Genomic DNA, 22806 nt, shown 5'->3' with positions numbered 1-22806 from the left:
CAGTTTTGGAACTGCTGGCTAATCGGCTTGGGACGGAGTATTGACCATTGATCAGGAAGGCTACAAATTCATTAATTTGTGGAGATCAATAGAAAAATACTACCAACAATCCCGTTCGCATCATGACGGCATGAACCGCAGGGAAGCTTGTATAAACAGTGCGTTTTCTTACAGGCACAAAAAACCGGGCACTAGGCCCGGTTCTTCGTTTCAGACTGACGTCTTACTCAGCGGATACAGCTTCACCACCGGCAGGACGATCAACCAACTCGACGTACGCCATAGGCGCGTTGTCGCCAGTGCGGAAACCGCACTTGAGGATGCGCAGGTAGCCACCCTCACGGGTAGCGTAACGCTTGCCCAGGTCGTTGAAGAGCTTACCAACGATAGCTTTCGAACGAGTACGGTCGAAAGCCAGACGGCGGTTAGCCAGGCTGTCTGTCTTGGCCAAAGTGATCAGCGGCTCAGCAACGCGACGCAGTTCTTTAGCTTTCGGCAGTGTAGTTTTGATCAGCTCGTGCTCGAACAGCGACACTGCCATGTTTTGAAACATGGCCTTGCGGTGCGAGCTAGTGCGGCTCAGGTGACGACCACTTTTACGATGACGCATGGTTCATTCCTTACCAAACACAACGTTCGGTGATTACGACGATCAGGCAGTCGCCTTGTCGTCCTTCTTAAGACTTGCAGGCGGCCAGTTGTCGAGGCGCATGCCGAGGGACAGACCGCGGGAGGCCAGAACGTCCTTGATTTCAGTCAAGGATTTCTTGCCAAGGTTCGGAGTCTTCAACAGCTCTACTTCGGTACGCTGAATCAGGTCACCGATGTAGTAGATGTTTTCCGCCTTAAGGCAGTTAGCCGAACGTACAGTCAGTTCCAGATCGTCAACCGGGCGAAGCAGGATCGGATCGATCTCGTCTTCCTGCTCGACAACCACTGGCTCACTGTCACCTTTGAGGTCGACGAACGCAGCCAACTGCTGTTGCAGAATGGTTGCAGCGCGGCGAATTGCCTCTTCAGGATCCAGAGTACCGTTGGTTTCCAGATCAATAACCAGCTTGTCCAGGTTAGTACGCTGTTCGACACGGGCGTTTTCCACCACGTATGCGATACGGCGAACCGGGCTGAACGAAGAGTCAAGCTGCAAGCGACCGATGCTGCGGCTTTCGTCTTCATCGCTCTGACGCGAGTCTGCCGGTTCATAACCACGACCACGAGCTACGGTGAGCTTCATGTTCAGGGCGCCGTTAGACGCCAGGTTAGCGATTACGTGATCGGGGTTAACGATCTCGACATCATGATCCAGCTGAATATCGGCAGCGGTAACCACCCCCGAACCCTTCTTCGACAAGGTCAGCGTAACTTCGTCACGGCCGTGCAGCTTGATAGCCAGACCTTTAAGGTTCAACAGGATTTCAATTACGTCTTCCTGTACACCTTCGATGGCGCTGTACTCATGGAGCACACCGTCAATCTCGGCCTCGACTACTGCGCAGCCGGGCATTGAGGACAACAGGATGCGTCGCAGCGCGTTGCCCAGGGTGTGGCCGAAACCACGCTCGAGAGGCTCGAGAGTGATCTTGGCGCGGGTTGGACTGACAACCTGCACATCAATATGGCGGGGTGTCAGGAACTCATTTACCGAAATCTGCATGGATGCACCTATTTTCTAGCCCTTACTTGGAGTAGAGCTCGACAATCAGGCTTTCGTTGATGTCGGCGGACAGATCACTGCGAGCTGGAACGTTCTTGAAAACGCCCGACTTCTTCTCAGTGTCTACTTCTACCCATTCTACGCGGCCACGTTGGGCACACAGATCGAGAGCTTGGACAATGCGAAGTTGGTTCTTTGCTTTCTCGCGAATCGCGACCACGTCACCAGCACGAACCTGGTACGACGGCACGTTTACGGTCTGACCGTTAACGCTTACGGATTTGTGCGATACCAGCTGACGGGATTCGGCACGAGTAGAGCCAAAACCCATACGGTATACAACGTTGTCCAGACGGCATTCGAGCAGTTGCAACAGGTTTTCGCCAGTTGCGCCTTTCTTGCCAGCAGCTTCTTTGTAGTAGCCGCTGAATTGACGCTCGAGAACGCCGTAGATACGACGGACCTTCTGCTTTTCACGCAGTTGGGTGCCGTAATCGGATTGGCGACCGCGGCGTTGGCCGTGGATACCAGGTGCTGCTTCAATGTTGCACTTCGATTCGATCGCGCGCACGCCGCTCTTCAAGAAGAGATCGGTGCCTTCGCGACGAGCGAGTTTGCATTTTGGACCAATGTAACGAGCCATTCTTTACAATCTCCTGGATTACACGCGGCGCTTCTTCGGCGGACGGCACCCGTTGTGCGGGATTGGCGTCACGTCGGTGATGCTGGCGATCTTGTAGCCACAGCCGTTCAAAGCGCGGACTGCAGATTCACGACCTGGGCCTGGACCTTTGACGTTGACGTCGAGGTTTTTCAGGCCGTATTCCAGCGCAGCTTGACCAGCACGTTCAGCAGCTACTTGAGCAGCAAACGGGGTGGACTTGCGGGAACCGCGGAAACCCGAACCACCGGAGGTAGCCCAGGAAAGAGCGTTACCTTGACGGTCGGTGATGGTCACGATTGTGTTGTTAAAAGACGCGTGGATGTGGGCGATGCCATCAACCACTGTCTTTTTGACTTTTTTACGAGGACGAGCAGCAGGTTTAGCCATGATTAATTTCCTGTCGATTCGCTGGGGCGATTACTTGCGGATCGGCTTACGCGGACCTTTACGGGTACGCGCGTTAGTCTTGGTACGCTGACCGCGCACTGGAAGACCACGACGATGACGCAGACCGCGATAGCAACCGAGGTCCATCAAACGCTTGATTTTCATGTTGATTTCGCGACGCAGGTCACCTTCAGTGGTGAACTTCGCCACTTCGCCACGCAGCTGTTCAATCTGCTCGTCGCTCAGATCTTTGATCTTTGCGGCTGGGTTTACCCCAGTCACTGCACAGATCTTCTGTGCAGTAGTGCGACCAACACCATAGATGTAGGTCAGCGAGATAACAGTATGCTTGTTATCTGGAATGTTAACGCCTGCAATACGGGCCATTCAGTGGGACTCCAATTGACAGCTACCTACGCCCCGGAAGCCAAGAAATAGGGCGCGAGATAATATCGCTGTAATAACAAATAATCAACCCGGTAGCGCACTAGCTACCGGGCTTGAAGCACAATCACACTCAGCCTTGGCGCTGTTTGTGACGCGGTTCCGCGCTGCAAATTACTCGAACAACACCTTCGCGGCGAATAATCTTGCAGTTACGGCACAGCTTTTTCACCGATGCACGAACTTTCATCACCAACTCCTCGAACCTTATGGGTACTCAGCGCAACATGCCGCTGCCGTAACCCTTCAGGTTGGCTTTCTTCATCAGGGATTCGTACTGGTGCGAAACGAGGTGCGATTGTACTTGGGACATGAAGTCCATCACAACCACGACGACGATCAGCAACGAGGTCCCGCCAAGGTAGAACGGTACGTTTGCTGCAACCACCAGGAACTGGGGCAGCAAGCACACGGCCGTCATGTAAAGAGCACCGAACATGGTCAAGCGAGTCAGAACGCCATCAATATAGCGCGCAGACTGCTCACCTGGACGGATGCCCGGAATAAAGGCACCGGACTTCTTCAGGTTTTCCGCTACGTCTTTCGGATTGAACATCAACGCCGTATAGAAGAAGCAGAAGAAAATAATCCCTGCACTAAACAGCAGAATATTCAACGGCTGACCAGGAGCGATCGACTGCGAGATGTCCTGCAACCAGCCCATACCTTCAGACTGGCCGAACCAGGCACCCAACGAAGCCGGGAACAGCAAAATGCTGCTCGCGAAAATGGCCGGAATAACACCGGCCATGTTCACCTTCAGCGGCAAGTGGCTAGTCTGCGCAGCGAAGACCTTGCGGCCCTGCTGACGCTTGGCATAGTGAACAGCAATACGGCGCTGACCACGCTCAATGAACACCACGAAACCGATAATCGCTACTGCCAGCAAACCGATGGCAACCAGGGCGAAGATGTTGATATCACCCTGACGCGCAGACTCGAAAGACTGCCCGATCGCTCTCGGAAGACCGGCGACGATACCCGAAAAAATCAACATCGAGATACCGTTGCCAACACCACGCTCAGTAATCTGCTCACCCAGCCACATCATGAACATCGCACCAGCCACAAAAGTGGATACCGCGACGAAATGGAAGCCAAAGTCACCAGTGAACGCAACGCCCTGCCCCGCCAGACCAATGGACATGCCAATTGCCTGAACGAGAGCGAGGACGACAGTGCCGTAGCGGGTGTACTGGCTAATCTTGCGACGGCCAGCTTCACCTTCCTTCTTCAACTGTTCCAGCTGCGGGCTCACGGCGGTCATCAGCTGCATGATGATCGATGCCGAAATGTACGGCATGATCCCCAGTGCAAAGATGCTCATCCGTTCCAGCGCGCCGCCGGAAAACATGTTGAACAAGCTAAGAATGGTCCCCTCATTCTGTCGAAACAGGTCCGCGAGTCGGTCCGGGTTAATACCTGGAACCGGGATGTGTGCGCCTATTCGGTAGACGATAATCGCCAGGAACAGAAAACGCAGACGAGCCCAGAGTTCAGACATACCGCCTTTGCCGAGCGCAGAGAGAGCACCTTGCTTAGCCATTTATTCCTCGAACTTGCCGCCAGCTGCTTCGATAGCCGCACGCGCACCTTTGGTGGCGCCGATTCCCTTTCCGATGGTGACAGCGCGAGTAACTTCGCCGGACAGCATGATTTTCACACGCTGAACGTTGACGTTGATCACGTTGGCATCTTTCAAGGACTGCACGGTGACGATGTCGCCTTCCACTTTAGCCAGCTCGGACAAACGCACTTCTGCGCGATCCATGGCTTTCAGGGAAACGAAACCGAATTTCGGCAGGCGACGATGCAGCGGCTGTTGACCGCCTTCAAAGCCTGGAGCAATGGTGCCACCGGAGCGGGAGGACTGACCTTTGTGGCCACGGCCACCGGTCTTACCCAAACCACTACCGATACCACGGCCCGGACGATGCTTTTCGCGACGGGAACCCGGCGCTGGACTCAGATCATTGAGTTTCATCGATTAACCCTCGACACGCAGCATGTAGTAAGCCTTATTGATCATCCCGCGATTCTCGGGAGTATCAAGTACTTCTACAGTGTGACCGATGCGACGCAGACCCAAACCCTTAACGCACAGTTTGTGGTTAGGGATGCGGCCGGTCATGCTTTTGATCAGCGTAACTTTAACGGTAGCCATGATCAGAAGATCTCCTTGACGCTTTTGCCACGCTTGGCGGCAATGGATTCAGGAGACTGCATAGCTTTCAAACCTTTGAAAGTGGCGTGAACCACGTTTACCGGGTTAGTCGAGCCGTAGCACTTGGCCAGAACGTTCTGAACGCCAGCAACTTCGAGGACAGCACGCATAGCGCCGCCAGCGATGATACCGGTACCTTCAGAAGCAGGCTGCATGTACACCTTCGAAGCGCCGTGACCGGACTTCATTGCGTACTGCAGAGTGGTGCCGTTCAGATCAACTTGGATCATATTGCGACGAGCAGCTTCCATTGCCTTCTGGATCGCAGCAGGCACTTCACGTGACTTGCCACGGCCGAAGCCAACACGCCCTTTACCATCACCCACCACGGTCAACGCGGTGAAAGTGAAGATACGGCCGCCTTTAACGGTTTTGGCTACGCGGTTAACTTGAACCAGCTTCTCAATGTAGCCTTCGTCGCGCTTTTGGTCGTTATTTGACATAACTTAGAACTCCAGCCCAGCTTCACGAGCAGCATCAGCCAGCGCCTTGACGCGGCCATGGTACTTGAAGCCAGAGCGGTCGAAAGCCACCTGCGAGACGCCAGCGGCTTTAGCACGCGTAGCGACCAGCTGGCCAACCTTAGTGGCCGCGTCGATGTTGCCAGTGGCGCCATCACGCAGTTCTTTATCCAAAGTCGAGGCAGATGCCAGGACTTTGTTGCCGTCGGCCGAAATGACCTGGGCGTAGATGTGCTGCGACGAGCGGAACACGCAGAGACGCACGACTTCGAGTTCGTGCATTTTCAGGCGTGCTTTGCGAGCGCGACGCAGTCGAGTAACTTTTTTGTCGGTCATTTGCTATGCCCTACTTCTTCTTGGCTTCTTTACGACGGACGACTTCGTCCGCGTAGCGCACACCTTTGCCTTTGTACGGCTCTGGTGGACGGAAGTCGCGGATCTCGGCGGCCACTTGACCTACCAGCTGCTTATCGATACCCCGGATCAGGATGTCGGTCTGGCTAGGAGTCTCAGCGGTGATGCCTTCCGGCAGTTCATAATCCACTGGGTGCGAGAAGCCAAGAGCCAGGTTCAGCACTGTGCCTTTTGCTTGCGCTTTGTAACCAACACCGACCAGCTGGAGCTTGCGCTCGAAGCCTTGGCTTACGCCTTGGACCATGTTGTTTACCAACGCACGAGTGGTACCAGCCATTGCGCGAGTTTGTTGATCGCCATTGCGAGCAGCGAAACGCAGCTCACCAGCTTCTTCAACGATCTCAACGGACGAATGGATGTTCAGTTCGAGAGTGCCCTTGGCACCCTTCACCGAAAGCTGTTGGCCTGCGAATTTTACTTCGACACCGGCTGGCAGCTTAACGGGGTTCTTAGCGACGCGTGACATGCTTATCCCCCCTTAGAACACAGTGCAAAGAACTTCGCCGCCGACACCGGCAGCGCGCGCAGCACGATCCGTCATCACACCTTTGTTGGTGGAGACGATAGACACACCGAGACCGCCACGAACTTTTGGCAGATCATCGACGGACTTGTACTGACGCAGGCCTGGACGGCTAACGCGCTTCACTTCTTCGATAACCGGACGGCCTTCGAAGTACTTCAGCTCGATGGACAGCAGTGGTTTGATTTCGCTGCTGATCTGATAACCCGCAATGTAACCTTCGTCCTTCAGGACTTTGGCAACAGCTACCTTCAAAGTAGAAGATGGCATGCTTACGACGGACTTTTCAGCCATCTGGGCATTACGGATTCGAGTTAGCATGTCCGCTAACGGGTCCTGCATACTCATGGGCTAGACGCTCCTAATACAAAAAAATTAGCCTTGCGGCTACTACTTGTCGCCGAGCTCATCCATGCGGAAAAAGCACGGGCTCAGGCGAGCCGGGTATTCTAGACACACCCCACAAATGAATCAAGCCCCAATAGGGGCTTGATTCAAGTTCAAGGTCACCGGTGGTCAGGATCTTGCGATCCCGAGCACCGAGACTTTGATAGTGCTTACCAGCTGGCTTTAACCAGACCAGGTACGTCACCACGCATTGCAGCTTCACGCAATTTGTTACGGCCGAGGCCGAACTTGCGGTAAACGCCGTGTGGACGACCGGTCAGGCGGCAGCGGTTACGCATGCGCGAAGCGCTTGCGTCACGTGGCTGCTTCTGCAGAGCTACTGTAGCTTCCCAACGCGCTTCTGGACTTGCGTTCAGATCAACGATGATAGCTTTCAGTGCTGCACGCTTTTTGGCGTACTTGGCAACCGTGAGCTGACGCTTCAGCTCGCGGTTTTTCATGCTCATCTTGGCCATTTTCCTACTCCAATCAGTTGCGGAACGGGAATTTGAAAGCACGCAATAGGGCGCGACCTTCATCATCGTTCTTGGCAGTGGTGGTCAGGGTAATGTCCAGACCGCGGAGAGCATCGATCTTGTCGTAGTCGATTTCCGGGAAGATGATCTGCTCTTTAACGCCCATGCTGTAGTTACCACGACCATCGAAGGACTTGGCATTCAGGCCGCGGAAGTCGCGAACCCGAGGCAGGGAGATCGACAGCAGACGATCCAGGAACTCGTACATACGCTCACGACGCAGGGTCACTTTGACGCCGATCGGCCAACCTTCACGGACTTTAAAGCCAGCGATGGATTTCCGAGCGTAGGTCACAACGACTTTCTGGCCGGTGATCTTTTCCAGGTCGGCAACAGCGTGCTCGATGACTTTTTTGTCACCGACCGCTTCGCCCAGACCCATGTTCAGGGTGATTTTTGTAACGCGTGGAACTTCCATCACGTTCGAAAGCTTAAGTTCTTCCTTAAGCTTCGGTGCGATTTCCTTCCAGTAAATCTCTTTTAGTCGTGCCATGGTCTTCTACCTAGCAGTGTTCAAGCATCAACCGCTTTTTGGGTCGACTTGAAGACACGAATTTTCTTGCCGTCTTCTACTTTGAAACCAACGCGGTCAGCCTTGTTGGTTTCGCCGTTGAAAATGGCGACGTTAGAAGCGTCCAGTGGAGCTTCTTTTTCGACGATACCGCCTTGTACGCCCGACGCCGGGTTAGGCTTGGTATGACGCTTAACCAGGTTCAGACCACCAATAACCAGACGGTTATTAGCGAGAACCTTAAGCACCTTACCGCGCTTACCTTTGTCTTTGCCGGCGATCACGATGATCTCGTCGTCACGACGAATCTTTTGCATGTCGGATCTCCTTACAGCACTTCTGGGGCGAGCGAGACGATCTTCATGAACTTCTCAGTACGAAGTTCACGGGTCACTGGCCCAAAGATACGGGTGCCGATCGGCTCTTGCTTGTTGTTCAGAAGAACAGCAGCGTTGCCATCAAAGCGGATAATGGAGCCATCAGCACGACGTACGCCGTGACGAGTGCGGACTACAACAGCAGTCATCACTTGGCCTTTTTTCACTTTACCGCGAGGAATTGCTTCCTTCACGGTAACTTTGATGATGTCACCGATACCAGCGTAACGACGATGGGAGCCACCCAGCACCTTGATGCACATAACACGGCGAGCGCCGCTGTTATCGGCCACATCGAGCATGGATTGAGTCTGAATCATATAATTTCTCCGACCCCTAGTCCTTAGACTTCCACAGCGCGTTCGAGAACATCAACCAGCGCCCAAGACTTTGTCTTGGCCAAAGGACGAGTTTCACGAATAGTGACTTTGTCGCCGATGTGGCACTGATTGGTTTCGTCGTGCGCGTGCAGCTTAGTCGAACGCTTAACGTATTTACCGTAGATCGGGTGCTTAACGCGACGCTCGATCAGAACGGTGATGGTCTTGTCCATTTTGTCGCTGACAACACGGCCAGTCAGCGTACGGACGGTTTTTTCGGCTTCAGCCATGATTACTTACCTGCCTGCTGTTTGAGCACAGTCTTCACGCGAGCGATGTCACGCTTAACTTGCCGGAGCAGGTGAGACTGCCCCAACTGGCCAGTTGCTTTCTGCATGCGCAGATTGAACTGGTCGCGCAGCAGGCCGAGCAATTGCTCGTTAAGCTGCGGCGCGTCTTTTTCACGAAGTTCGTTCGCTTTCATCACATCACCGTCCGTTTAACGAAGGCAGTGGCGAGCGGCAGCTTTGCAGCAGCCAAGGCAAAAGCCTCACGCGCCAGCTCTTCAGTAACACCCTCGATTTCATACAGGACTTTGCCTGGCTGAATCTGGGCAACCCAGTACTCCACACTACCCTTACCTTTACCCATCCGAACTTCGAGTGGCTTTTTGGAAATAGGCTTGTCCGGGAATACACGGATCCAGATCTTGCCGCCACGTTTAACGTGACGGGTCAGAGCACGACGCGCTGACTCGATCTGACGAGCGGTGAGACGACCACGAGCTACAGACTTCAGCGCGAACTCGCCGAAGCTGACTTTGCTACCGCGCTGTGCCAGACCACGGTTGTGGCCTGTCATCTGCTTGCGGAACTTCGTACGCTTTGGTTGCAACATTTGGCGTACCCCTTACTTAGCAGCTTTTTTACGAGGCGCTGGTGCTTGTGGTTTCAGTTCTTCTTGGCGACCACCAATTACTTCGCCTTTGAAGATCCAAACCTTTACACCGATCACACCGTAAGTGGTGTGAGCTTCGTAGTTGGCATAGTCGATGTCGGCACGCAGGGTGTGCAGTGGCACACGACCTTCGCGATACCATTCAGTACGTGCGATTTCAGCACCGCCGAGACGACCGCTCACTTGGATTTTGATGCCTTTGGCACCAATGCGCATGGCGTTCTGTACAGCGCGCTTCATAGCGCGACGGAACATTACGCGACGCTCCAGCTGCTGAGCTACGCTCTGCGCAACCAACATACCGTCGAGTTCCGGCTTGCGGATTTCTTCGATATTGATGTGCACAGGCACACCCATTTGTTTGGTCAGGTCCTGACGCAGTTTCTCAACATCTTCACCTTTCTTCCCGATAACAATACCTGGACGAGCGGTGTGGATGGTGATACGTGCAGTCTGAGCCGGACGATGGATATCGATACGGCTTACGGACGCGCTTTTTAGTTTGTCTTGGAGATACTCACGCACCTTCAGATCAGCGAACAAATAGTCCGCATAAGTCCGACCGTCTGCGTACCAGACGGAGGTGTGCTCCTTGACGATTCCCAGGCGAATGCCAATGGGATGTACTTTCTGACCCATCTCTTCGACTCCGTTACTTGTCAGCAACCTTGACAGTGATATGGCAAGACCGCTTGACGATGCGATCAGCACGGCCTTTGGCACGTGGCATGATTCGCTTCAGCGAACGCCCTTCGTTGACGAAAACGGTGCTGACTTTAAGGTCATCAACGTCTGCGCCTTCGTTATGCTCGGCGTTGGCTACGGCCGACTCCAGCACTTTCTTCATGATCTCGGCGGCTTTCTTACTGCTGAAAGCCAACAGGTTGAGCGCTTCGCCCACCTTCTTCCCGCGGATCTGGTCGGCGACCAAGCGGGCTTTCTGGGCGGAGATTCGAGCGCCCGACAACTTAGCGGCTACTTCCATCGTTCCTTACCCCTTAACGCTTGGCTTTCTTGTCTGCCACGTGCCCACGATATGTGCGGGTACCGGCAAACTCGCCCAGTTTGTGGCCGACCATGTCTTCGTTCACGAGAACTGGAACATGTTGACGACCGTTATGCACTGCAATGGTCAAACCGACCATTTGTGGCAGGATCATCGAACGACGCGACCAGGTTTTAACTGGTTTGCGATCGTTCTTTTCCGCCGCCACTTCGATCTTCTTCAGTAGGTGAAGATCAATAAAAGGACCTTTTTTCAGAGAACGTGGCACTGTCGTATCCCTCTATTTACTTGCGACGACGGACGATCATTTTGTCGGTACGCTTATTACCACGAGTCTTCGCGCCCTTAGTCGGGAAGCCCCATGGCGATACCGGATGACGACCACCAGAGGTACGACCTTCACCACCACCATGTGGGTGGTCAACCGGGTTCATGGCAACACCACGAACGGTTGGGCGAACGCCACGCCAGCGTTTGGCACCAGCTTTACCCAGCGAACGCAGGCTGTGCTCGGAGTTCGAGACTTCACCCAGGGTCGCGCGGCATTCAGCCAGCACTTTACGCATCTCACCAGAACGCAGACGCAGGGTCACGTAGACACCTTCACGAGCGATCAGCTGAGCCGAAGCACCAGCGGAACGAGCGATTTGCGCGCCTTTACCTGGCTTCAATTCGATGCCGTGTACGGTGCTACCAACTGGAATGTTACGCAGTTGCAGAGCGTTGCCCGGCTTGATCGGTGCCAGAGCACCTGCGATCAGCTGGTCGCCAGCACTCACGCCTTTAGGGGCGATGATGTAGCGACGCTCGCCATCTGCGTACAGCAGCAGAGCGATGTGAGCAGTACGGTTTGGATCGTATTCAATACGCTCGACAGTGGCAGAGATGCCATCTTTGTCGTTGCGACGGAAATCGACCAGACGATAATGCTGCTTATGGCCACCACCGATGTGACGAGTGGTAATACGACCATTGTTGTTACGACCACCAGTCTTCGATTTTTTCTCGAGCAGCGGTGCGTGAGGAGCGCCTTTATGCAGCTCCTGGTTGACCACCTTGACCACAAAACGGCGGCCAGGGGAAGTCGGTTTGCATTTAACGATTGCCATGATGCACCCCTTCCTTACTCAGCACTGCTGCTGAAATCGAGATCTTGGCCTGGCTGAAGGGAGATAACTGCCTTCTTCCAGTCATTACGCTTGCCCAGACCGCGAGCAGTGCGTTTGCTCTTACCCAGAACATTCAGGGTAGTAACACGCTCTACTTTCACGCTGAACAGGCTTTCGACGGCCTTCTTGATTTCCAGCTTGGTTGCGTCAGTTGCAACCTTGAAAACGAACTGGCCTTTCTTGTCAGCCAGAACCGTAGCCTTCTCGGAAACGTGCGGGCCAAGCAGAACTTTAAATACGCGTTCCTGGTTCATCCCAGCAGCTCCTCGAATTTCTTCACGGCCGACACGGTGATCAACACCTTGTCGTATGCGATCAGACTAACTGGATCGGAACCTTGCACGTCACGTACATCAACGTGTGGCAGGTTACGAGCAGCCAGGTACAGGTTCTGATCAACTACTTCAGACACGATCAAGACGTCAGTCAGGCCCATGCCGGTCAGTTTGTTCAGCAGATCTTTGGTCTTCGGTGCATCAACAGCGAAGTCCTGAACCACAACCAGACGATCAGTACGCACCAGCTCAGCAAGGATGGAACGCATTGCTGCGCGATACATCTTCTTGTTCAGCTTCTGGGTGTGATCCTGAGGACGAGCTGCGAAAGTGGTACCGCCGCCACGCCAGATTGGGCTACGGATAGTACCGGCACGAGCACGGCCAGTACCTTTCTGACGCCATGGGCGCTTACCGCCACCACGAACGTCGGAACGGGTCTTTTGCTGCTTGCTACCTTGACGGCCGCCGGCCATGTAGGCCACGACTGCTTGGTGAACCAGCGTCTCGTTGAATTCGCCGCCAAATGTCAGTTCGGAAACTTCGATCGCTTGAGCGTCATTTACATTTAATTGCATGTCAGCTTCCCCTTAACCGCGAGCCTTGGCTGCTGGACGTACAACCAAGTTGCCGCCAGTAGCGCCAGGAACAGCGCCCTTGACCAACAACAGATTGCGTTCAGCGTCCACGCGCACTACTTCGAGGGACTGCACGGTCACGCGCTCAGCGCCCATATGACCGGACATTTTTTTGCCCTTGAATACACGACCAGGAGTCTGGCACTGGCCGATAGAACCTGGAACGCGGTGGGATACGGAGTTACCGTGGGTATTATCTTGCCCGCGGAAATTCCAACGCTTGATCGTACCCTGGAAGCCTTTACCTTTGGACTGACCGGTTACATCAACCAGTTGACCAGCGGCGAAGATTTCAGCGTTGATCAGATCGCCGGCCTGGTACTCGCCTTCTTCAAGGCGGAATTCCATTACGGTACGACCAGCGGCAACGTTCGCTTTAGCGAAGTGGCCAGCTTGAGCAGCTGTAACACGCGAAGCACGACGCTCGCCTACAGTGACTTGCACTGCACGATAGCCATCGGTCTCTTCAGTTTTGAACTGGGTGACGCGATTCGGTTCGATCTCAATGACCGTGACCGGAATGGAGACACCTTCTTCGGTGAAAATACGGGTCATACCGCATTTACGACCGACTACACCAATAGTCATGTTGTAAACCTCATGAGTGTACGGGGCTTTCACCCGCTATGGCCGCCCATTTCAGAGCGTTACACGACTAAGACCGAGTCTTAGCCGAGGCTGATCTGCACTTCCACACCGGCCGCAAGATCAAGCTTCATAAGAGCATCAACGGTTTTATCCGTTGGCTGGACGATGTCCAGAACGCGCTTATGAGTACGGATCTCATACTGGTCACGCGCGTCTTTGTTGACGTGCGGGGAGACCAGAACGGTGAACCGCTCTTTACGGGTAGGCAGTGGAATTGGACCACGCACTTGAGCACCAGTACGTTTCGCGGTTTCCACGATTTCCTGGGTGGATTGGTCGATCAGGCGATGGTCAAAAGCCTTCAACCTGATACGGATTTGCTGATTTTGCATTGGATTTCAGACTCCGGCTGCTATTCCCAGCGAGCGCAATACGCCCGTTAAAAGGAGGCGCAATTCTATAGACGGGCTACTACAGTGTCAACCCAATAAAAAAGCCCCCGCTAGGCGGGGGCTTTTTCAAGTCATCACTTATTAAGCGATGATTTTGGCTACGACGCCAGCGCCGACGGTACGACCGCCTTCACGAATAGCGAAACGCAGACCATCTTCCATTGCGATGGTTTTGATCAGGGTGACAACCATTTTGATGTTGTCGCCCGGCATTACCATTTCAACGCCTTCCGGCAGTTCGCAGTTACCGGTCACGTCAGTGGTCCGGAAGTAGAACTGTGGACGGTAGCCTTTGAAGAACGGAGTGTGGCGACCGCCTTCTTCTTTGCTCAACACGTACACTTCAGCTTCGAAGGTAGTGTGCGGCTTAACCGAACCTGGCTTGACCAGAACCTGGCCACGCTCAACGTCGTCACGCTTGGTGCCGCGCAGCAGCACGCCGCAGTTCTCACCAGCACGACCTTCGTCGAGCAGCTTACGGAACATTTCAACACCGGTGCAGGTGGTGACGGTAGTGTCACGCAGACCAACGATTTCCAGTGGATCCTGAACCTTGACGATACCGCGCTCGATACGGCCAGTTACAACAGTACCGCGACCGGAGATCGAGAATACGTCTTCGATTGGCATCAGGAACGGCTTGTCGATAACACGAACTGGATCTGGGATGTAGCTGTCCAGAGTTTCTACCAGGCGCTTAACAGCGGTGGTACCCATTTCGTTGTCGTCTTGGCCGTTCAGGGCCATCAGAGCCGAACCGATGATGATCGGAGTGTCGTCACCTGGGAAGTCGTAAGTGCTCAGCAGATCGCGCACTTCCATCTCAACCAGTTCCAGCAGCTCAGCGTCGTCAACCATGTCAGCCTTGTTCAGGAAGACAACGATGTACGGAACGCCAACCTGACGGGACAGCAGGATGTGCTCACGGGTTTGTGGCATCGGACCATCAGCGGCCGAGCAAACCAGGATAGCGCCGTCCATTTGAGCAGCACCGGTGATCATGTTCTTCACATAGTCAGCGTGACCTGGGCAGTCAACGTGAGCGTAGTGACGGATCAGCGAGTTGTATTCAACGTGTGCGGTGTTGATGGTGATACCACGAGCCTTTTCTTCCGGAGCGCTATCGATTTTGTCGAAAGCAACAACGGCCGAACCGAAAATTTCGGAGCAGACGCGAGTCAGAGCAGCGGTCAGCGTGGTTTTACCGTGGTCGACGTGACCGATGGTGCCAACGTTGACGTGCGGGAGGGTACGGTCAAATTTTTCTTTAGCCACGACAATTAACTCCTAGCCTAAAGGGGCTGAATCAGCCTTGTTTTTTGGTAACGGTTTCGACGATGTGCGACGGAGCCGTATTGTATTTTTTGAATTCCATAGAGTAGCTTGCGCGACCTTGGGACATGGAACGGACGTCGGTTGCGTAACCAAACATCTCACCCAACGGAACCTCGGCGCGAATCACTTTGCCGGAAACCGTGTCTTCCATACCCAGGATCATGCCGCGACGACGGTTAAGGTCGCCCATCACGTCACCCATATAGTCTTCAGGCGTAACAACCTCTACCGCCATGATCGGCTCAAGCAACTCACCACCGCCCTTCTGGGCCAGTTGCTTGGTCGCCATGGAAGCAGCCACCTTAAACGCCATCTCGTTGGAGTCGACGTCGTGGTAGGAACCATCAAACACGGTAGCCTTCAGGCCGATCAGCGGATAGCCGGCAACTACGCCGTTCTTCATCTGCTCTTCGATACCCTTCTGGATAGCCGGGATATATTCCTTAGGAACCACACCACCCACTACTTCGTTCAGGAATTGCAGACCTTCCTGACCTTCGTCAGCAGGAGCAAAACGAATCCAGCAATGACCGAACTGGCCACGACCGCCGGATTGGCGAACGAATTTGCCTTCAATTTCGCAGCTCTTCGTGATGCGCTCACGGTACGAAACTTGAGGCTTACCGATGTTGGCTTCGACGTTGAACTCACGGCGCATCCGGTCAACCAGGATGTCCAGGTGCAACTCGCCCATGCCGGAGATGATCGTTTGACCAGTCTCTTCATCAGTCTTGACGCGGAAAGACGGGTCTTCCTGAGCAAGTTTGCCCAGAGCGATACCCATTTTTTCCTGGTCGTCCTTGGTCTTAGGCTCTACGGCAACCGAAATAACCGGCTCCGGGAAGTCCATGCGAACCAGGATAATTGGCTTGTCAGCGTTGCACAAAGTTTCACCAGTGGTGACGTCCTTCATGCCGATCAAGGCCGCGATGTCACCAGCGCGAACTTCCTTGATTTCTTCACGGGCGTTTGCGTGCATTTGCACCATACGACCCACGCGCTCTTTCTTGCCTTTAACCGAGTTGATCACGCCGTCGCCGGATGCCAACACGCCCGAGTAAACTCGAACAAAGGTCAAGGTACCCACGAATGGGTCGGTAGCGATCTTGAACGCCAGAGCCGAGAACGGCTCGCTGTCGTCTGCGTGACGCTCCATTTCCTGGGTCTCATCATCCGGGTCAGTACCCTTGATGGCAGGAATGTCGCTTGGAGCAGGCAGGTAGTCGATAACGGCGTCGAGAACCAGGGGAACACCCTTGTTCTTGAAGGAAGAACCGCAAACAGCCAGAACGATCTCACCAGCGATAGTACGCTGACGCAGAGCGGCCTTGATTTCGTCGTTGGTGAGTTCTTCACCTTCGAGGTACTTGTTCATCAGCTCTTCGCTGGCTTCGGCCGCAGCCTCAACCATGTTGCCGCGCCACTCGTCAGCCAGTTCCTGCAGTTCAGCAGGGATAGGCTTGCGAACTGGAACCATGCCTTTGTCAGCGTCATTCCAGTAAACAGCTTCCATGGCCATCAGATCGATCTGACCCTGGAAGTTGTCTTCGGAACCGATAGCCAACTGGATTGGAACCGGAGTGTGACCCAGACGCTGCTTGATCTGACCGATCACGCGCAGGAAGTTGGCGCCAGCACGGTCCATCTTGTTTACGTAAACAAGACGTGGAACGCCGTACTTGTTGGCTTGACGCCATACGGTTTCCGACTGAGGCTCAACACCCGAGGTGCCGCAGAACACAACGACCGCGCCATCGAGTACACGCAGGGAACGCTCAACTTCAATAGTGAAGTCAACGTGGCCCGGGGTATCAATAACGTTGAAGCGGTATTGGTCTTTGTGCTGCTTCTCGGAACCCTGCCAGAAGGCGGTAATAGCAGCAGAAGTAATGGTAATACCACGCTCCTGCTCCTGCACCATCCAGTCTGTGGTCGCGGCGCCGTCATGCACCTCGCCCATCTTGTGACTTTTGCCAGTGTAAAAAAGGACGCGCTCGGTGGTGGTGGTTTTACCAGCATCCACGTGAGCAACGATACCAATGTTACGGTAGCGATTAATCGGTGTAGTACGAGCCATAAAGCCCTCGCAAAATTAGTGACGCTAAAATTAGAAGCGGTAGTGCGAGAAAGCCTTGTTGGCTTCAGCCATACGGTGCACGTCTTCACGCTTCTTAACTGCAGCACCTTTACCTTCAGCAGCGTCCAACAGTTCGCCAGCCAAACGCAGGGCCATAGACTTCTCGCCGCGCTTGCGGGCGAAGTCTACCAACCAGCGCATTGCCAGGGCGTTACGACGGGACGGGCGAACTTCGACCGGAACCTGGTAAGTAGCACCGCCTACACGGCGCGACTTCACTTCGACCAGCGGAGCGATGGCGTCGAGAGCTTTCTCGAAGATTTCCAGGGGATCGCTGTTCTTACGTTCTTTAACCTTTTCCAGCGCGCCATAAACGATACGTTCGGCAACGGCTTTCTTGCCGCTTTCCATAACGTGGTTCATGAACTTGGCCAGGATTTGGCTTCCGTATTTTGGATCGTCAAGCACTTCGCGCTTGGCTGCTACGCGTCTTCTTGGCATGGATAAGCCCTCAAACGGTCTTCAGGTTCGCTCGGAATCGGTGCCCTTTCGGGACGCCTCCGACCTTACTCTTATCGACTCAGAAAAATAGAAAATCAGTTTTTACAAAAAGCCACTACTACTTAGGCTTCTTGGTACCGTACTTCGAACGACCCTGGTTACGACCTTTAACGCCGGAAGTATCCAAAGAACCGCGTACGGTGTGGTAACGAACACCTGGCAAGTCTTTTACACGACCGCCGCGGATCAGTACCACGCTGTGCTCTTGCAGGTTGTGGCCTTCACCGCCGATGTACGAGGAAACCTCGAAACCGTTGGTCAGACGCACACGGCATACTTTACGCAGTGCCGAGTTAGGTTTTTTCGGCGTGGTGGTATACACACGGGTGCATACGCCACGACGTTGCGGGCAGTTCTGCAGCGCAGGCACGTCGGATTTCTCGACGATACGCTTACGCGGCTGACGTACCAGCTGGTTGATAGTTGCCATCTACTAGCTCCACTGTTGTCTTGCGACGCTATTGTCTTGCAAGAAAAGCAAAATGGCAGGAACGAATTCCCGCCAAATTTAGGGGTACAAGAGTCTAAAGAGGATCTTGTCCCCAGTCAAGGCAAGGCCCCGACCTCCCCGCTCATCCAACCTCGACAATTTGTCTCGATTCGATGAACGGAACGGCCGGGGCCCCACGCTCATTTACCGCAGAACTCAGTTACCGCTCGAGTTCAATGCTTCGGTCAGTGCAGCTTCCACTTCACTGGCGCTTACGCGCAACGGTTTGTCAGCATCACGGCGGCGCTTGCGCTCGCTGTGATAAGCCAGACCGGTACCCGCCGGGATCAAACGACCCACGACCACGTTTTCTTTCAGGCCGCGCAGGTAATCGCGCTTGCCGGTTACCGCCGCTTCGGTCAGTACGCGAGTGGTTTCCTGGAAGGAAGCCGCCGAGATGAACGATTCGGTGGACAACGACGCCTTGGTGATACCCAACAGCACGCGAGTAAACTTGGAAACGAATTTCTCGTCGCCAGCCAGACGCTCGTTCTCTACCAGAACGTGAGTCAATTCCATCTGGTCGCCCTTGATGAAAGTTGAATCGCCGGACTCAGCGATTTCAACCTTACGCAACATCTGACGCAGGATGGTCTCGATGTGCTTGTCGTTGATCTTCACGCCTTGCAGACGATAAACGTCCTGGATCTCGTTCACGATGTACTTGGCCAGCGCACTCACACCCAGCAGACGCAGGATGTCGTGTGGATCACTCGGGCCATCGGAGATAACTTCGCCGCGGTTTACCTGTTCGCCTTCGAAGACGTTCAGGTGACGCCACTTCGGAATCAGCTCTTCGTACGGATCGCTACCGTCGTTCGGGGTAATGACCAGACGGCGCTTGCCTTTGGTCTCTTTACCGAACGCGATGGTGCCGCTGACTTCAGCCAGGATCGAGGCTTCTTTCGGACGACGGGCTTCGAACAAGTCGGCAACACGCGGCAGACCACCGGTGATGTCGCGAGTTTTCGAAGTTTCTTGCGGGATACGAGCGATAACATCACCGATCGCGATTTTCGCACCGTCCGCTACACCGACCAGGGCGTTAGCAGGCAGGAAGTACTGAGCAATTACGTCGGTACCCGGCAGCAAGAGATCCTTGCCGTTGTCATCAACCATCTTCACAGCAGGACGGATATCTTTACCGGCAGCTGGACGGTCTTTGGCGTCGAGTACTTCAATGTTGGTCATACCGGTCAATTCGTCAGTCTGACGCTTGATCGTGATGCCTTCTTCCATGCCCACGTAGGTCACGGTACCTTTCATTTCGGTAACGATTGGGTGAGTGTGCGGATCCCACTTGGCCACGATTGCGCCAGCGTCGACCTTGTCACCTTCTTTAACCGAAATCACAGCACCGTACGGCAGCTTGTAACGCTCGCGCTCACGACCGAAGTCATCAGCGATCGCCAGCTCACCGGAACGGGACACAGCAACCAGGCAACCATCCACTCGCTCAACGTGCTTCAGGTTGTGCAGACGGACGGTACCGCCATTCTTCACCTGAACGCTGTCGGCTGCGGAGGTCCGGCTTGCCGCACCACCGATGTGGAACGTACGCATGGTCAGCTGGGTACCCGGCTCACCGATGGACTGGGCAGCGATAACGCCGACCGCTTCACCGATGTTCACCTGGTGACCACGAGCCAAGTCACGGCCGTAGCACTTGGCGCAAATGCCGTAGCGGGTTTCGCAGCTGATCGGCGAACGCACGATCACTTCATCGATGCTGTTCAGCTCAATGAACTCGACCCACTTCTCGTCTACCAATGTGCCGGCAGGAACGATGATTTCTTCGGTACCTGGCTTGAACACGTCACGGGCAATGACACGACCCAATACGCGCTCACCCAGCGGCTCAACAACGTCACCGCCTTCAATGTGCGGAGTCATTACCAGGCCATGTTCGGTGCCGCAGTCGATCTCGGTTACTACCAGATCCTGCGCCACGTCTACCAGACGACGAGTCAGGTAACCGGAGTTCGCAGTTTTCAACGCGGTATCCGCCAAACCTTTACGAGCACCGTGAGTGGAGATGAAGTACTGAAGTACGCTCAAACCTTCACGGAAGTTCGCAGTAATCGGCGTTTCAATGATGGAACCGTCCGGCTTGGCCATCAGGCCACGCATACCGGCGAGCTGACGGATCTGCGCAGCAGAACCCCGTGCGCCCGAGTCGGCCATCATGTACATCGAGTTGAAGGATTCCTGGTCGACTTCGACGCCATGACGATCGATGACTTTCTCTTTCGAGAGGTTGGCCATCATCGCCTTGGAAACTTCGTCGTTCGCCTTGGACCAAAGGTCGATCACTTTGTTGTACTTCTCGCCCTGGGTTACCAGGCCGGAGGCGTACTGACTTTCGATCTCTTTCACTTCATCAGTAGCAGCATTGATGATGCGGGCTTTTTCATCAGGGATAACGAAGTCGTTAACGCCGATGGAAACGCCGGAAATGGTCGAATAGGCAAAACCGGTGTACATCAACTGGTCAGCGAAGATCACGGTCTCTTTCAAACCAACCACGCGGTAGCACTGGTTGATCAGCTTGGAGATCGCTTTTTTCTTCATCGGCTGGTTGACGACGTCGTACGACAGGCCAGGTGGAACAACCTGGAACAACAGCGCACGGCCGACAGTGGTGTCGACGATACGGGTGTTCTTGACGCTGCCGCCATCACGATCGTTAACGGTTTCGTGGATCCGCACTTTGACTTTAGCGTGCAGTGCGGCTTCGCCTGCACGGAACACACGGTCAACTTCTTGCAGATCCGCGAACACACGACCTTCGCCTTTGGCGTTGATCGCTTCACGAGTCATGTAGTACAGACCCAATACAACGTCCTGCGAAGGAACGATGATTGGCTCACCGTTGGCTGGCGACAGAATGTTGTTGGTCGACATCATCAACGCACGCGCTTCCAACTGGGCTTCCAGTGTCAGCGGTACGTGCACGGCCATTTGGTCGCCGTCGAAGTCGGCGTTGTACGCAGCACAGACCAACGGGTGCAGCTGGATAGCCTTACCTTCGATCAGTACCGGTTCAAACGCCTGGATACCCAGACGGTGAAGGGTCGGTGCACGGTTGAGGAGAACCGGGTGTTCACGGATCACTTCAGCGAGAACGTCCCAAACCTCTGGCAGCTCGCGCTCGACCATCTTCTTGGCAGCTTTGATGGTGGTAGCGAGACCACGCATTTCCAGCTTGCCGAAAATGAACGGCTTGAACAGCTCGAGAGCCATTTTCTTCGGCAGGCCGCACTGGTGCAGACGCAGGGTCGGACCTACGGTAATTACCGAACGACCGGAGTAGTCAACACGCTTACCGAGCAAGTTCTGACGGAAACGACCTTGTTTACCCTTGATCATGTCAGCCAGGGATTTCAGAGGACGCTTGTTGGAACCAGTGATAGCGCGGCCACGACGACCGTTGTCGAGCAGTGCATCGACGGCTTCCTGCAACATACGCTTTTCGTTGCGCACGATGATGTCCGGAGCGGACAGATCGAGCAGACGCTTCAAGCGGTTGTTACGGTTGATCACTCGACGATACAGATCGTTGAGGTCGGAAGTCGCGAAGCGACCGCCATCCAGCGGGACCAGTGGACGCAGATCTGGCGGCAGAACCGGCAGAACGGTCAGCACCATCCATTCTGGAAGGTTGCCGGAACCCTGGAAGGCCTCCATCAACTTCAGACGCTTGGACAGCTTCTTGATTTTGGTTTCGGAGTTGGTTTGCGGAATTTCTTCACGCAGACGGCCAATCTCGTGTTCCAGGTCGATAGCGTGCAGCAGTTCACGGACAGCTTCGGCACCCATGCGTGCATCGAAATCGTCGCCGAACTCTTCCAGCGCTTCGAAGTACTGCTCGTCGTTCAGCAGCTGACCTTTTTCAAGGGTGGTCATGCCTGGATCGATAACGACATAGCTCTCGAAGTAGAGAACGCGTTCGATATCACGCAGGGTCATGTCCATCAGCAAGCCGATACGGGACGGCAGCGATTTCAGGAACCAGATGTGGGCAACTGGCGAGGCCAGTTCGATGTGCGCCATGCGCTCACGACGAACTTTTGCCAGCGCGACTTCAACGCCGCACTTCTCGCAGATCACACCGCGGTGCTTCAAGCGCTTGTACTTACCGCACAGGCACTCGTAATCCTTTACCGGGCCAAAGATCTTGGCGCAGAACAGGCCGTCACGCTCTGGTTTGAACGTACGGTAGTTGATGGTTTCCGGCTTTTTAACTTCACCGAACGACCACGAACGGATCATCTCAGGCGATGCCAATCCAATACGGATGGCGTCGAACTCTTCGACTTGACCCTGGTTTTTCAGCAAATTCAGTAGGTCTTTCAA

The 22806-nt window shown here is 54.5% G+C and carries 33 protein-coding genes; all 33 read right to left on the bottom strand.

The window, feature by feature from the left end:
- Positions 1-223: 223 nt before the first annotated feature.
- The 33 genes from rplQ to rpoC all read right to left on the bottom strand — a co-directional run bounded on the left by rplQ (position 224) and on the right by rpoC (position 22806).
- Positions 224-610, bottom strand: coding sequence for a 50S ribosomal protein L17 (gene rplQ, locus EAH74_RS20840; RefSeq protein WP_008145500.1), 387 nt, complete (start codon positions 608-610; stop codon positions 224-226).
- A gap of 42 nt (positions 611-652) precedes the next feature.
- Positions 653-1654, bottom strand: a complete 1002-nt coding sequence (locus tag EAH74_RS20835) for a DNA-directed RNA polymerase subunit alpha (protein WP_003186012.1) — start codon at positions 1652-1654, stop codon at positions 653-655.
- Between the two features lie 22 nt (positions 1655-1676).
- Positions 1677-2297: a 30S ribosomal protein S4 gene (gene rpsD, locus EAH74_RS20830; protein WP_003210056.1), complete on the bottom strand. Its 621-nt coding sequence runs from the start codon at positions 2295-2297 to the stop codon at positions 1677-1679.
- 18 nt (positions 2298-2315) lie between these two features.
- The gene (gene rpsK / locus EAH74_RS20825; protein ID WP_002555466.1) at positions 2316-2705 is read right to left on the bottom strand and encodes a 30S ribosomal protein S11; all 390 of its coding nucleotides are present in this window, start codon (positions 2703-2705) and stop codon (positions 2316-2318) included.
- Positions 2706-2735: 30 nt separating this feature from the next.
- Positions 2736-3092 carry a 30S ribosomal protein S13 gene (gene rpsM / locus EAH74_RS20820; RefSeq protein ID WP_003186020.1) on the bottom strand — a complete coding sequence of 119 codons (357 nt, stop codon included), beginning with the start codon at positions 3090-3092 and terminating at the stop codon, positions 2736-2738.
- Positions 3093-3222: 130 nt separating this feature from the next.
- Positions 3223-3339, bottom strand: coding sequence for a 50S ribosomal protein L36 (gene rpmJ / locus EAH74_RS20815; RefSeq protein ID WP_002555468.1), 117 nt, complete (start codon positions 3337-3339; stop codon positions 3223-3225).
- Positions 3340-3366: 27 nt separating this feature from the next.
- A complete protein-coding gene (gene secY, locus EAH74_RS20810) occupies positions 3367-4695 on the bottom strand; it encodes a preprotein translocase subunit SecY (protein ID WP_003228718.1) in 1329 nt (442 codons plus the stop codon).
- Positions 4696-5133, bottom strand: coding sequence for a 50S ribosomal protein L15 (rplO, locus tag EAH74_RS20805; protein WP_007896782.1), 438 nt, complete (start codon positions 5131-5133; stop codon positions 4696-4698).
- Positions 5134-5136: 3 nt separating this feature from the next.
- On the bottom strand, positions 5137-5313 hold the full coding sequence (rpmD, locus tag EAH74_RS20800) for a 50S ribosomal protein L30 (RefSeq protein WP_003186033.1): 177 nt from the start codon (positions 5311-5313) through the stop codon (positions 5137-5139).
- Between the two features lie 2 nt (positions 5314-5315).
- A complete protein-coding gene (gene rpsE, locus EAH74_RS20795; protein WP_007943782.1) occupies positions 5316-5816 on the bottom strand; it encodes a 30S ribosomal protein S5 in 501 nt (166 codons plus the stop codon).
- 3 nt (positions 5817-5819) lie between these two features.
- Positions 5820-6170 (bottom strand): 50S ribosomal protein L18, encoded by a 351-nt coding sequence (gene rplR, locus EAH74_RS20790; protein WP_003186037.1) that lies wholly within the window; start codon positions 6168-6170, stop codon positions 5820-5822.
- A 10-nt stretch (positions 6171-6180) separates the two neighbouring features.
- Complete coding sequence (rplF, locus tag EAH74_RS20785; RefSeq protein WP_007896774.1) at positions 6181-6714, bottom strand: 50S ribosomal protein L6; 534 nt, start codon at positions 6712-6714, stop codon at positions 6181-6183.
- Positions 6715-6726: 12 nt separating this feature from the next.
- Positions 6727-7119: a 30S ribosomal protein S8 gene (gene rpsH, locus EAH74_RS20780; RefSeq protein ID WP_003186040.1), complete on the bottom strand. Its 393-nt coding sequence runs from the start codon at positions 7117-7119 to the stop codon at positions 6727-6729.
- Positions 7120-7328: 209 nt separating this feature from the next.
- The gene (rpsN, locus tag EAH74_RS20775) at positions 7329-7634 is read right to left on the bottom strand and encodes a 30S ribosomal protein S14 (RefSeq protein ID WP_003176414.1); all 306 of its coding nucleotides are present in this window, start codon (positions 7632-7634) and stop codon (positions 7329-7331) included.
- 13 nt (positions 7635-7647) lie between these two features.
- On the bottom strand, positions 7648-8187 hold the full coding sequence (gene rplE / locus EAH74_RS20770; RefSeq protein WP_003176415.1) for a 50S ribosomal protein L5: 540 nt from the start codon (positions 8185-8187) through the stop codon (positions 7648-7650).
- A 20-nt stretch (positions 8188-8207) separates the two neighbouring features.
- Entirely contained in the window at positions 8208-8522 is a 315-nt protein-coding gene (gene rplX, locus EAH74_RS20765; RefSeq protein ID WP_008145498.1) for a 50S ribosomal protein L24, read from the bottom strand.
- An 11-nt stretch (positions 8523-8533) separates the two neighbouring features.
- Positions 8534-8902 (bottom strand): 50S ribosomal protein L14, encoded by a 369-nt coding sequence (gene rplN, locus EAH74_RS20760; RefSeq protein ID WP_002555479.1) that lies wholly within the window; start codon positions 8900-8902, stop codon positions 8534-8536.
- Positions 8903-8925: 23 nt separating this feature from the next.
- Positions 8926-9192 (bottom strand): 30S ribosomal protein S17, encoded by a 267-nt coding sequence (rpsQ, locus tag EAH74_RS20755; protein WP_003176419.1) that lies wholly within the window; start codon positions 9190-9192, stop codon positions 8926-8928.
- A gap of 2 nt (positions 9193-9194) precedes the next feature.
- Positions 9195-9386, bottom strand: a complete 192-nt coding sequence (rpmC, locus tag EAH74_RS20750; RefSeq protein ID WP_008030901.1) for a 50S ribosomal protein L29 — start codon at positions 9384-9386, stop codon at positions 9195-9197.
- A complete protein-coding gene (gene rplP / locus EAH74_RS20745) occupies positions 9386-9799 on the bottom strand; it encodes a 50S ribosomal protein L16 (RefSeq protein ID WP_008145497.1) in 414 nt (137 codons plus the stop codon). The genes rpmC and rplP overlap by 1 nt, the downstream gene beginning before the upstream one ends.
- 12 nt (positions 9800-9811) lie before the next feature.
- On the bottom strand, positions 9812-10498 hold the full coding sequence (rpsC, locus tag EAH74_RS20740; protein WP_003176422.1) for a 30S ribosomal protein S3: 687 nt from the start codon (positions 10496-10498) through the stop codon (positions 9812-9814).
- A gap of 13 nt (positions 10499-10511) precedes the next feature.
- Positions 10512-10844: a 50S ribosomal protein L22 gene (gene rplV, locus EAH74_RS20735; protein WP_003103908.1), complete on the bottom strand. Its 333-nt coding sequence runs from the start codon at positions 10842-10844 to the stop codon at positions 10512-10514.
- Positions 10845-10857: 13 nt separating this feature from the next.
- The gene (rpsS, locus tag EAH74_RS20730) at positions 10858-11133 is read right to left on the bottom strand and encodes a 30S ribosomal protein S19 (RefSeq protein ID WP_002555486.1); all 276 of its coding nucleotides are present in this window, start codon (positions 11131-11133) and stop codon (positions 10858-10860) included.
- Between the two features lie 16 nt (positions 11134-11149).
- A complete protein-coding gene (gene rplB, locus EAH74_RS20725; protein ID WP_003176423.1) occupies positions 11150-11974 on the bottom strand; it encodes a 50S ribosomal protein L2 in 825 nt (274 codons plus the stop codon).
- Positions 11975-11988: 14 nt separating this feature from the next.
- Complete coding sequence (gene rplW / locus EAH74_RS20720; RefSeq protein WP_002555488.1) at positions 11989-12288, bottom strand: 50S ribosomal protein L23; 300 nt, start codon at positions 12286-12288, stop codon at positions 11989-11991.
- Positions 12285-12887: a 50S ribosomal protein L4 gene (gene rplD / locus EAH74_RS20715; RefSeq protein WP_007896707.1), complete on the bottom strand. Its 603-nt coding sequence runs from the start codon at positions 12885-12887 to the stop codon at positions 12285-12287. The genes rplW and rplD overlap by 4 nt, the downstream gene beginning before the upstream one ends.
- 12 nt (positions 12888-12899) lie before the next feature.
- A complete protein-coding gene (gene rplC, locus EAH74_RS20710) occupies positions 12900-13535 on the bottom strand; it encodes a 50S ribosomal protein L3 (protein ID WP_003186059.1) in 636 nt (211 codons plus the stop codon).
- Between the two features lie 80 nt (positions 13536-13615).
- A complete protein-coding gene (gene rpsJ / locus EAH74_RS20705; protein WP_003186070.1) occupies positions 13616-13927 on the bottom strand; it encodes a 30S ribosomal protein S10 in 312 nt (103 codons plus the stop codon).
- 141 nt (positions 13928-14068) lie between these two features.
- Complete coding sequence (tuf, locus tag EAH74_RS20700; RefSeq protein WP_046047317.1) at positions 14069-15262, bottom strand: elongation factor Tu; 1194 nt, start codon at positions 15260-15262, stop codon at positions 14069-14071.
- A 31-nt stretch (positions 15263-15293) separates the two neighbouring features.
- Complete coding sequence (gene fusA, locus EAH74_RS20695; protein WP_140680767.1) at positions 15294-17399, bottom strand: elongation factor G; 2106 nt, start codon at positions 17397-17399, stop codon at positions 15294-15296.
- 30 nt (positions 17400-17429) lie between these two features.
- Positions 17430-17900, bottom strand: coding sequence for a 30S ribosomal protein S7 (gene rpsG / locus EAH74_RS20690; RefSeq protein WP_002555493.1), 471 nt, complete (start codon positions 17898-17900; stop codon positions 17430-17432).
- A gap of 118 nt (positions 17901-18018) precedes the next feature.
- Entirely contained in the window at positions 18019-18390 is a 372-nt protein-coding gene (gene rpsL / locus EAH74_RS20685; protein WP_002555494.1) for a 30S ribosomal protein S12, read from the bottom strand.
- A gap of 216 nt (positions 18391-18606) precedes the next feature.
- The gene (gene rpoC, locus EAH74_RS20680) at positions 18607-22806 is read right to left on the bottom strand and encodes a DNA-directed RNA polymerase subunit beta' (protein WP_123365583.1); all 4200 of its coding nucleotides are present in this window, start codon (positions 22804-22806) and stop codon (positions 18607-18609) included.

The organism is Pseudomonas mandelii (genome assembly GCF_006438925.1).
Lineage (GTDB): Bacteria > Pseudomonadota > Gammaproteobacteria > Pseudomonadales > Pseudomonadaceae > Aquipseudomonas > Aquipseudomonas mandelii_C.
Note: the sequence above shows the minus strand (reverse complement) of the source record. Positions and strands in the feature narration are given on the sequence as shown.

What these genes read in the sequence shown, in the direction of transcription:
- rplQ (WP_008145500.1), bottom strand. Translation starts at nt 610, where the DNA reads ATGCGTCATCGTAAAAGTGGTCGTCACCTGAGCCGCACTAGCTCGCAC.
- EAH74_RS20835 (WP_003186012.1), bottom strand. Translation starts at nt 1,654, where the DNA reads ATGCAGATTTCGGTAAATGAGTTCCTGACACCCCGCCATATTGATGTG.
- rpsD (WP_003210056.1), bottom strand. Translation starts at nt 2,297, where the DNA reads ATGGCTCGTTACATTGGTCCAAAATGCAAACTCGCTCGTCGCGAAGGC.
- rpsK (WP_002555466.1), bottom strand. Translation starts at nt 2,705, where the DNA reads ATGGCTAAACCTGCTGCTCGTCCTCGTAAAAAAGTCAAAAAGACAGTG.
- rpsM (WP_003186020.1), bottom strand. Translation starts at nt 3,092, where the DNA reads ATGGCCCGTATTGCAGGCGTTAACATTCCAGATAACAAGCATACTGTT.
- rpmJ (WP_002555468.1), bottom strand. Translation starts at nt 3,339, where the DNA reads ATGAAAGTTCGTGCATCGGTGAAAAAGCTGTGCCGTAACTGCAAGATT.
- secY (WP_003228718.1), bottom strand. Translation starts at nt 4,695, where the DNA reads ATGGCTAAGCAAGGTGCTCTCTCTGCGCTCGGCAAAGGCGGTATGTCT.
- rplO (WP_007896782.1), bottom strand. Translation starts at nt 5,133, where the DNA reads ATGAAACTCAATGATCTGAGTCCAGCGCCGGGTTCCCGTCGCGAAAAG.
- rpmD (WP_003186033.1), bottom strand. Translation starts at nt 5,313, where the DNA reads ATGGCTACCGTTAAAGTTACGCTGATCAAAAGCATGACCGGCCGCATC.
- rpsE (WP_007943782.1), bottom strand. Translation starts at nt 5,816, where the DNA reads ATGTCAAATAACGACCAAAAGCGCGACGAAGGCTACATTGAGAAGCTG.
- rplR (WP_003186037.1), bottom strand. Translation starts at nt 6,170, where the DNA reads ATGACCGACAAAAAAGTTACTCGACTGCGTCGCGCTCGCAAAGCACGC.
- rplF (WP_007896774.1), bottom strand. Translation starts at nt 6,714, where the DNA reads ATGTCACGCGTCGCTAAGAACCCCGTTAAGCTGCCAGCCGGTGTCGAA.
- rpsH (WP_003186040.1), bottom strand. Translation starts at nt 7,119, where the DNA reads ATGAGTATGCAGGACCCGTTAGCGGACATGCTAACTCGAATCCGTAAT.
- rpsN (WP_003176414.1), bottom strand. Translation starts at nt 7,634, where the DNA reads ATGGCCAAGATGAGCATGAAAAACCGCGAGCTGAAGCGTCAGCTCACG.
- rplE (WP_003176415.1), bottom strand. Translation starts at nt 8,187, where the DNA reads ATGGCACGACTAAAAGAGATTTACTGGAAGGAAATCGCACCGAAGCTT.
- rplX (WP_008145498.1), bottom strand. Translation starts at nt 8,522, where the DNA reads ATGCAAAAGATTCGTCGTGACGACGAGATCATCGTGATCGCCGGCAAA.
- rplN (WP_002555479.1), bottom strand. Translation starts at nt 8,902, where the DNA reads ATGATTCAGACTCAATCCATGCTCGATGTGGCCGATAACAGCGGCGCT.
- rpsQ (WP_003176419.1), bottom strand. Translation starts at nt 9,192, where the DNA reads ATGGCTGAAGCCGAAAAAACCGTCCGTACGCTGACTGGCCGTGTTGTC.
- rpmC (WP_008030901.1), bottom strand. Translation starts at nt 9,386, where the DNA reads ATGAAAGCGAACGAACTTCGTGAAAAAGACGCGCCGCAGCTTAACGAG.
- rplP (WP_008145497.1), bottom strand. Translation starts at nt 9,799, where the DNA reads ATGTTGCAACCAAAGCGTACGAAGTTCCGCAAGCAGATGACAGGCCAC.
- rpsC (WP_003176422.1), bottom strand. Translation starts at nt 10,498, where the DNA reads ATGGGTCAGAAAGTACATCCCATTGGCATTCGCCTGGGAATCGTCAAG.
- rplV (WP_003103908.1), bottom strand. Translation starts at nt 10,844, where the DNA reads ATGGAAGTAGCCGCTAAGTTGTCGGGCGCTCGAATCTCCGCCCAGAAA.
- rplB (WP_003176423.1), bottom strand. Translation starts at nt 11,974, where the DNA reads ATGGCAATCGTTAAATGCAAACCGACTTCCCCTGGCCGCCGTTTTGTG.
- rplW (WP_002555488.1), bottom strand. Translation starts at nt 12,288, where the DNA reads ATGAACCAGGAACGCGTATTTAAAGTTCTGCTTGGCCCGCACGTTTCC.
- rplD (WP_007896707.1), bottom strand. Translation starts at nt 12,887, where the DNA reads ATGCAATTAAATGTAAATGACGCTCAAGCGATCGAAGTTTCCGAACTG.
- rplC (WP_003186059.1), bottom strand. Translation starts at nt 13,535, where the DNA reads ATGACTATTGGTGTAGTCGGTCGTAAATGCGGTATGACCCGTATTTTC.
- rpsJ (WP_003186070.1), bottom strand. Translation starts at nt 13,927, where the DNA reads ATGCAAAATCAGCAAATCCGTATCAGGTTGAAGGCTTTTGACCATCGC.
- fusA (WP_140680767.1), bottom strand. Translation starts at nt 17,399, where the DNA reads ATGGCTCGTACTACACCGATTAATCGCTACCGTAACATTGGTATCGTT.
- rpsG (WP_002555493.1), bottom strand. Translation starts at nt 17,900, where the DNA reads ATGCCAAGAAGACGCGTAGCAGCCAAGCGCGAAGTGCTTGACGATCCA.
- rpsL (WP_002555494.1), bottom strand. Translation starts at nt 18,390, where the DNA reads ATGGCAACTATCAACCAGCTGGTACGTCAGCCGCGTAAGCGTATCGTC.